At 61.4% G+C, this 7,441-nt stretch carries 7 protein-coding genes; all 7 read left to right on the forward strand.

Annotated features, from left to right (window positions below):
• The first annotated feature begins 7 nt into the window (after nt 1-7).
• Nucleotides 8-529, forward strand: coding sequence for a 2Fe-2S iron-sulfur cluster-binding protein (locus tag AC2ETI_RS30920; protein WP_483634875.1), 522 nt, complete (start codon nt 8-10; stop codon nt 527-529).
• Nucleotides 526-1,518: an FAD binding domain-containing protein gene (locus tag AC2ETI_RS30925; RefSeq protein ID WP_483634876.1), complete on the forward strand. Its 993-nt coding sequence runs from the start codon at nt 526-528 to the stop codon at nt 1,516-1,518. The genes AC2ETI_RS30920 and AC2ETI_RS30925 overlap by 4 nt, the downstream gene beginning before the upstream one ends.
• Nucleotides 1,518-3,638, forward strand: coding sequence for a xanthine dehydrogenase family protein molybdopterin-binding subunit (locus tag AC2ETI_RS30930; RefSeq protein WP_483634879.1), 2,121 nt, complete (start codon nt 1,518-1,520; stop codon nt 3,636-3,638). Before AC2ETI_RS30925 ends, AC2ETI_RS30930 begins: the two co-directional genes overlap by 1 nt.
• A gap of 78 nt (nt 3,639-3,716) precedes the next feature.
• Nucleotides 3,717-4,730 carry an FUSC family protein gene (locus AC2ETI_RS30935; protein WP_483634877.1) on the forward strand — a complete coding sequence of 338 codons (1,014 nt, stop codon included), beginning with the start codon at nt 3,717-3,719 and terminating at the stop codon, nt 4,728-4,730.
• Nucleotides 4,731-4,781: 51 nt separating this feature from the next.
• Nucleotides 4,782-6,290 carry a YhjD/YihY/BrkB family envelope integrity protein gene (locus tag AC2ETI_RS30940; protein WP_029256724.1) on the forward strand — a complete coding sequence of 503 codons (1,509 nt, stop codon included), beginning with the start codon at nt 4,782-4,784 and terminating at the stop codon, nt 6,288-6,290.
• On the forward strand, nt 6,287-6,532 hold the full coding sequence (locus AC2ETI_RS30945) for a DUF3618 domain-containing protein (RefSeq protein ID WP_483634878.1): 246 nt from the start codon (nt 6,287-6,289) through the stop codon (nt 6,530-6,532). The genes AC2ETI_RS30940 and AC2ETI_RS30945 overlap by 4 nt, the downstream gene beginning before the upstream one ends.
• Nucleotides 6,533-6,840: 308 nt before the next feature.
• Nucleotides 6,841-7,167, forward strand: a complete 327-nt coding sequence (locus AC2ETI_RS30950; RefSeq protein ID WP_054782124.1) for a hypothetical protein — start codon at nt 6,841-6,843, stop codon at nt 7,165-7,167.
• Nucleotides 7,168-7,441: the final 274 nt, after the last annotated feature.

Genomic DNA, 7,441 nt, shown 5'->3' on the forward strand with positions numbered 1-7,441 from the left:
GCTCGTCATGGAGTCTTCGCGAATCGATGCCGAGATCACGTTGACCGTGGACGGCAGTACCTGCGCTCTGACGGTCGACACTCGGACCACGCTGCTCGACGCGCTGCGCGATCGCCTCGGCGTGATGTCCCCGAAGAAGGGTTGTGACCACGGGCAGTGCGGATCGTGCACGGTCCTCCTCGACGGGCGGCGCGCCGTTACGTGTATGACGTTCGCAGCGGCGCAGGACGGCGCCCAAATCACCACGGCAAACGGTTTGGCGGGCCACGACGGTCTGCATGCCGTACAACAAGCCTTTCTCGACCAGGATGCGCTCCAGTGCGGGTACTGCACCCCGGGGCAGGTGTGCTCGGCAGTGGGGATGCTCGACGAGGTGAAGGCCGGGCACCCCAGTCATGTCACGGAGGACCTCGATGCTGACCCGGATCTGGACGACGCCGAGATTCGAGAACGCATGAGCGGAAATCTCTGTCGCTGTGCTGCGTACGGCAACATCGTCGCAGCGATTCGACAGGTAGTGCAGTCGTGATGCCGTTCGAGTACCGACGCGCCGAGGATGTCGACGGCGCGCTGGCCCTGGTGACTGAAAACCCCGGCGCCGCCTTTCTCGGAGGCGGCACGAATCTGGTCGACCGTATGAAACTCGGCGTGACCAACCCGCGCATGGTGATCGATGTAAGTCGGCTGCCCCTCGCCGGAGTGGAGATGCTTCCGGATGGAGGAGTCCGCATCGGCGCGACAGTCCGAAACAGCGATCTCGCAGCCCACCCCGTCATCCGCCGCCGATACGCGGTGCTTGCTCGCGCCCTCCTGGCCGGAGCGTCAGGGCAGCTTCGTAATGCCGCGACAACAGCCGGCAATCTGATGCAAGCTACCCGCTGCGTCTACTTCCAGGACGTGACAACTCCGTGCAACAAGCGGGAACCCGGATCTGGTTGCTCCGCCGTCGGCGGCTACGTGCGCTACCACGCAATCCTGGGGGCTTCCGACAAATGCATCGCCGTGCACCCGTCCGACATGGCGGTCGCGCTGGCTGCGTTGGACGCCGTGGTCGTCGTAAGGGACCGCCGTGGCGAGCACAACATTCCTGTCAACGAATTCTACCGTCTCCCTGGAGATTCACCGGAACATGACACAGTTCTGAAACCCGACCAGTTGATCGTTGCAGTGGAGCTGCCCGCGCCCGCACCGGCGGCGCTGTCGACGTACGTCAAGACACGCGATCGCGCCTCCTTCGCTTTCGCTCTGGTTTCGGTTGCCGCTGAGATCGAACTCGAAAACGGTATTGTCGCGGGCGCCCGAATCGCCATCGGAGGCGTGGCGCACCGCCCCTGGCGCGCGTACAAGGCAGAAGAGGTCTTGCTGGGATCCCCGCCTACCGAGGAAGTGTTCGTGCAAGCCGCAGATGCCGAGCTGGCGAACGCGAACCCACAGTCGGGCAATGCTTTCAAGATTCCCCTGACACGCGGCGTCATGGTTTCGGTGCTGAGGTCACTCACCACCGGAGGGCCGACGTGATGAGGATGATCGAACCGGGCTACCTGGGAAATCCGATGGAGCGTCTCGACGGGTCCGCGAAGGTCACGGGGACGGCGCTCTACGCGTTCGAACATCCCGTGGAGAATCCCACCTACCTGCACGCCGTCCAGGCGACGGTTGCGCGTGGCCGCGTCGTCAGCATGAAAACGGAACTGGCAGAGGCACTTCAGGGTGTCGTCGCCGTGATCACCGTTTTCGATACCCCACGCTTGGCGGATACCGAAGACCGAGAACTGTCCGTACTCCAGGACCCAGCCGTCCACTTTCGCGGACAATTCATCGGTGCTGTGATTGCCGAAACACCCGAGACAGCCCGTCATGCAGCCGGGTTGGTACAAGTCGAGTACGACGAACTCCCTCATGATTCCGAGCTACGAGCCGATCGCGACGACCTCTACGCCCCGGAAGACGTCAACGGATTCGCGACCGACACGACCGACGGCGATGTCGAGTCGGCATTCGTGGCTGCAGATGTGACGATAGATCAGACCTACACCACTCCACTCGAACACAACAATCCGATGGAACCGCACGCCTGCATTGCAATCTGGGAGGACGACGCCAAGGGTGGGCGGGCGTGCGTCACCCTGTACGACTCTACTCAGGGCGTTCATGTCGTTCGCGAGACCCTGGCGCCCATGTTCGGGCTCGAACTCGAGCAGATGCGAGTCGTGGCGCCACATGTCGGCGGAGGGTTCGGTTCGAAGGGATCACCTCACGCGCACAACGTATTAGCGATTCTTGCCGCCCGCAGGACGGCAGGGCGACCCGTCAAGTTCGCGCTCACACGGCAGCAGATGTTCGCGATCGTCGGATACCGCACATCCACCATTCAGCACCTGCGCCTCGGTGCGAACTCCCACGGTCTTCTGACGGCGATGTCCCACGACGTAATCGAGCAAACGTCGAAGATCAAGGAATACGCGGAACAGACTGCTGTTGCCACCCGGATCATGTACGCCACACCTAATCGCTCTACCTCGCACCGGGTTGCAGCCCTCGATGTTGCAGTCCCGTTCTGGATGCGAGCCCCGGGCGAGACTCCGGGTATGTATGCGGTCGAAGTAGCGATGGACGAGCTTGCCGTAGCTTGTGGCCTCGACCCGATCGAACTTCGTGTTCGGAACGAACCCGAAGTGGATCCGGAGAGCGGAAAACCTTGGTCAGGGCGGAATTTGATCGACTGCATGTACGAAGGCGCGGAAAGATTCGGATGGAAAGATCGGAGTCGGCGTGATGGACGACGTCCGGTGCGTGGTGGTCACAGTCCGGACGGCAACTGGATGGTGGGTACCGGCATGGCAGCGGCAACCTATCCGGCAAGGACGAACCCCGGTTCGAAAGCGCGCATCGTCTTCGGAGCCGATCGAATTTACACTGTTCAGACCGGGGCGGCCGACATCGGCACGGGAACCTGGACCGCTCTGACTCAGATCGCCGCCGATGCTCTCGAATGCCACATAGAGGAAGTGCGGCTCCAAATCGGCGACACCACATTCCCTTTCGCCACAGTTGCCGGTGGCTCCGCCGGTATCTCGTCGTGGGGCTCTACTATCGTCGCGGCTGCCCGTCAGTTCCGCGCGGAACACAGCGCCACTCCCCTTGCCGGCGTGGAGACGACAACTGAGACGCCGAAGAATCCGGACGAGGACGTGTACTCCATGCATTCATTCGGTGCTCATTTCGTGGAAGCGCGCGTACATCGCGACACCGGCGAGATCAGGATCCCCCGAATGCTCGGTGCATTCTCAATCGGACGCGCAATCAATGCAAAAACGCTTCGCTCACAGCTCATCGGAGGAATGACGATGGGATTGTCGATGGCGTTGCACGAGGAAAGCTTCCGGGACAACAGGTTCGGCCACGTGATGACTCACGACTTGGCAAGCTACCACATCAGCACAAACGCGGATGTGCAAGACATCGAAGCCTTCTGGCTCGACGAGACTGACGCACACGTCAACCCGATGGGATCGCGGGGCGCCGGCGAGATCGGGATCGTCGGGGCAGCAGCCGCTGTTGTCAATGCTATCTACGATGCTACCGGTGTGCGGGTACGCGACTTGCCGGTAACAGCGGACAAAGTCCTGTTCAGATGAGTCTTCGGACGACCGTAGAAGGTTAAGGAGCAAGCAATTCTCGAGCATCCCCTCATTCAGCGATGTGAAAGCATAGGCTTGATCACAGCTCTGAAAGGCGCAGTCGCCGTAGTCATCGCGTGGGTGATCGCGAACAGCGTCTTTCACAGCCCTGAAGCATTTCTCGCTCCGTACGCTGCACTCTTCATCATCGGGAACACCGTGCGGAACTCGATGCGGGTGGCCGCCCGCCAGGTCAGTGTGGTCGTCCTCGGAGTCGTTGTGGCCGCAGTCGCGGCGGTGACCCTTCCGACCGTCGCGGCATTGGCCATCGCAACGGGTACAGGAATACTCGTCGGCCGCATTCCGCGGTTGTCGCCTGACGGGATTTGGGTCGCCGTCACCGCCGTATTGGTCCTTCTGTACGGAACAGCAACCAACCCGTACTTGGTGATGCACCGCATTGGTGACGTAGTGCTCGGAGTATTCGTGGGCATCGCGGTCAATGCCGTGTTGGTGCCGCCGGACTATCTCTCCGACGCCAGAGACCTCTTGGTGGCACGTACGCATGAGGTCGCGGACATTCTCCGACAGATGGCCGCGGACGTGAAAGCCAGTGCTGGAACACAGGGTTCATGGCGTCAACGCGCTCTGTCGGTGAACAAATCCGTTGCCGCGGAGACCGCGGTGATGGACGGTGAAGCCAGCCTGGTCGGAAACTTCCGCAAACGTGGGTGGTTGCGTATAGGAGGATCCGAGTTGTTTCGCCCGGCCGCCGAAGCACTCGATCGAGCAGCGCTACATCTCATGGGCCTGATCCTTGCCGTCGAGGACGGCGATTTCAACGAGAACGGGAGTTTGCAAAGTGCCGTCTCGGAGTTGCTCGAAGCGATGGCCAGAGCCTTTGCCGATGCGGGAAGAGGTCCGGTGCACGACCCTACCGACCATCGTTCCGTCACGACCTTGCCCCTTGCCCGTGAAAGATTGACCGCACTCGAAAAGCTCGTGCAGCAGGGAACAGTCACAACGTCCGTCGCACCTTCGATAGTTCTCTCCAGCCGTGGGTTACTTGCGGCGCTCGCTGTCCTGGATCGAGAGGAGTACGGAAGCTAGGGGAGTCTCGACCGAGTTTCGACACCCGGCTCACTGGGTAGCAACTCGGGCATGGTGACACACACGGTTGATGCGGACGACGCGCGTAAGCCTTCCGATCCGACCGACCTGACGGCGCAGTCGTGGAAGTTCGTAGCACGACGTTCTGCCCGAGAGTTCACTCGCGATCAGTGCACCGATCTGGCGGCGGCTTTGACGTACTACGCTGTGCTGTCACTGTTCCCGGCGCTTCTGGCGCTGGTGTCCCTGCTGGGAGTTGTTGGCCAGGGGCGTGCCAGTGTGGACACGGTGATGGAACTGGTAGCCGCTGTCGGACCGGACTCGGCCGTGGACACGATGCGTGGCACCGTCGAACAACTGGTGGCGGCCCCTACCGCCGGTTTCGCATTGATCATCGGTCTCGCGGGTGCGTTGTGGTCGGCCTCCGGCTATGTCGGCGCATTCGGGCGAGCGATGAATCGTATGTACGAGGTGGAGGAAGGCAGGCCGGTCTGGAAACTTCGTCCTCTGCAACTGGTCGTCACCCTCGCAGGACTTCTGTTGGTTGCCGCGGTGATCTTGATGCTGGTCGTCAGCGGACCTGTCGCCAAGGCGCTAGGTGATCAGCTCGGCATCGGAGACGGCGCGGTGACGACGTGGAATATTGCGAAGTGGCCCGTCATTCTGATCTGTGTCGCGTTGGCGGTGGCGGTGCTGTATTACGTGACTCCCAATGTGCAACAGCCGAAATTTCGTTGGATCAGCGTCGGAGCAGCACTCGCTATTGCAGTGTGGATCGTGGCTTCAGTCGGATTCGCTTTCTATGTAAGTCATTTCGGTAGTTACAACAAGACGTACGGATCGTTGGCCGGGGCGGTCATCTTCCTCCTCTGGTTGTGGATCACCAATCTTGCGTTGTTGTTCGGAGCAGAAGTTGACGCGGAACTCGAACGCGGCCGGCAGTTACAGGCCGGAATCGAAGCCGAAGAATTCCTGCGGCTGCCTCCTCGGGACACCAGCGTTTCGGAAAAGAACGCTCGTCTGCACGCACACGATATCGCCGCCGGTCGCGAACTTCGCGAAACGCACGGCGGCGAAGACAACGAAGGGACGTCGACCATGACCGAGCGATCCGATAGCCGGGCAACCGTTCCGAGCACCGCGCCGCCGAAAACTGTCGACACAGAGGGCGTAGACCCGCACGCACTGTCGACCGTACAACTCGTCGAGCGCCTCACCGAGCAGGTGTCCGACCTCGTACGGGCCGAAATGTCGCACGCAGTAGCCGAAGTCAAGACGAAGAGCACCCGGTTCGGTGTAGGGGTCGGTATCTCCGGCGCCGGCGCACTGCTGCTGCTGTACGGCTTCGCGGTACTTCTGGCGGCAGCAGTACTCGGATTGGCCACAACCCTCGAACCTTGGCTTGCAGCTCTGATCATCGCGGCAATCGTGATCGCCATCGGAGCAATAACCGCACTCGTGGGAGCCAAACGAGCGAAGTCCGCGGCGCCACCACTTCCGGAAGAGACCGTCGAAAGCGTCAAAGCTGACATCGCTACTGCCAAGAAGGGCGTGAAATGAGCACTACCGCAGACGGACCCGACGACAATGTTCGAGCCCAACGTGACGCTCTAGCCGCAACCGTAGGCGCACTCGCCGAAAAGGCGAACGTACCGGCCCGCGTCAAGGGTGAGGTGTCGCGTGACGTGGAACGGGTAAAGCAGCGGCCTGCAGCCGTCGCGGCGGCGTTCGGTCTCTTAGTGGTGTTCGTACTTGTCCTCCGCCGCCGCAGGCAGCGTTCCCGCCTCACCACGCACAAATAGCGAGCACTGTCGACGTTTGCGGTAACGATCGGCACGATGTCCCGGATTCGAACAAGATTCCAACGGTGAAGCTCCTTGCAATTGTCCCGTCCGAAGCTTCGGCGAGCTATCTCCGTCTTCGATAGGTTCGCGACCTACGTCGGTGCACGGACCTCGCAGGGATGGTTCTTCGTAGTGTGCATGGTGTGCTGGTGTGACAGTCCCAGCGCCGGAAAATCCGGCTCTCAGCACTCGCAACGGAGTTAGTGGAAACATTTCCCAAGCGGTGAACGCGGGGCGTGTATCTCGGCAGGGCAGAGGAGGATGCGGTGGACTGGTTCGTATCGGTGTGGGACGAGGACATGGGCGTTCATGTGTACCGCGGCGGTGAAGGATTTGATCGAGCGTCGGTGATCGAGCAGGTGCTCGCTGCGGGTCGGGTGATCGCGCGCCGTCAGGATGATTCGGTGGTCGGTACGGTCGGCAAAGTGGCCATCGCCGGCATCCCGGTGGATGCAATTCCTTTCGGGGACAACGGTATCGGTGACGATGAACTTCGCTGGCTGATCGGTGCCCAGTTCGACCGCGTCCGAGCAGGAACCGACGCAGCCCACACGGCCTCCCGTCCACGGCAATCGGACCCTCCTCGTATCTGAGGGGTCCGCCGGGCCAGAGTGGGGGTGCATTGTCCGGCGGACCGACCACAACCTCCCCGTCGGAGGGGCATTCCAAACATCCGCATCGTCATTGCGGATGTGTCAGCGCGTCAGTGTGGGGATTTGAAAGATAAGGCCTGGCTGCAAGGTTCAGCTGAGTTTTCCGAGTTCGGCACGTAATGTTTTCAGCGACTAGGTGTATGAGGAACGGACGTTGGTGACGCGGTGCCGGCGGTAAGCGGCGGGCGGTCGTCCTCCGCGTGCTGAATGCGGT

It is taken from the genome of Rhodococcus sp. MurmanLake-1, from assembly GCF_056945715.1.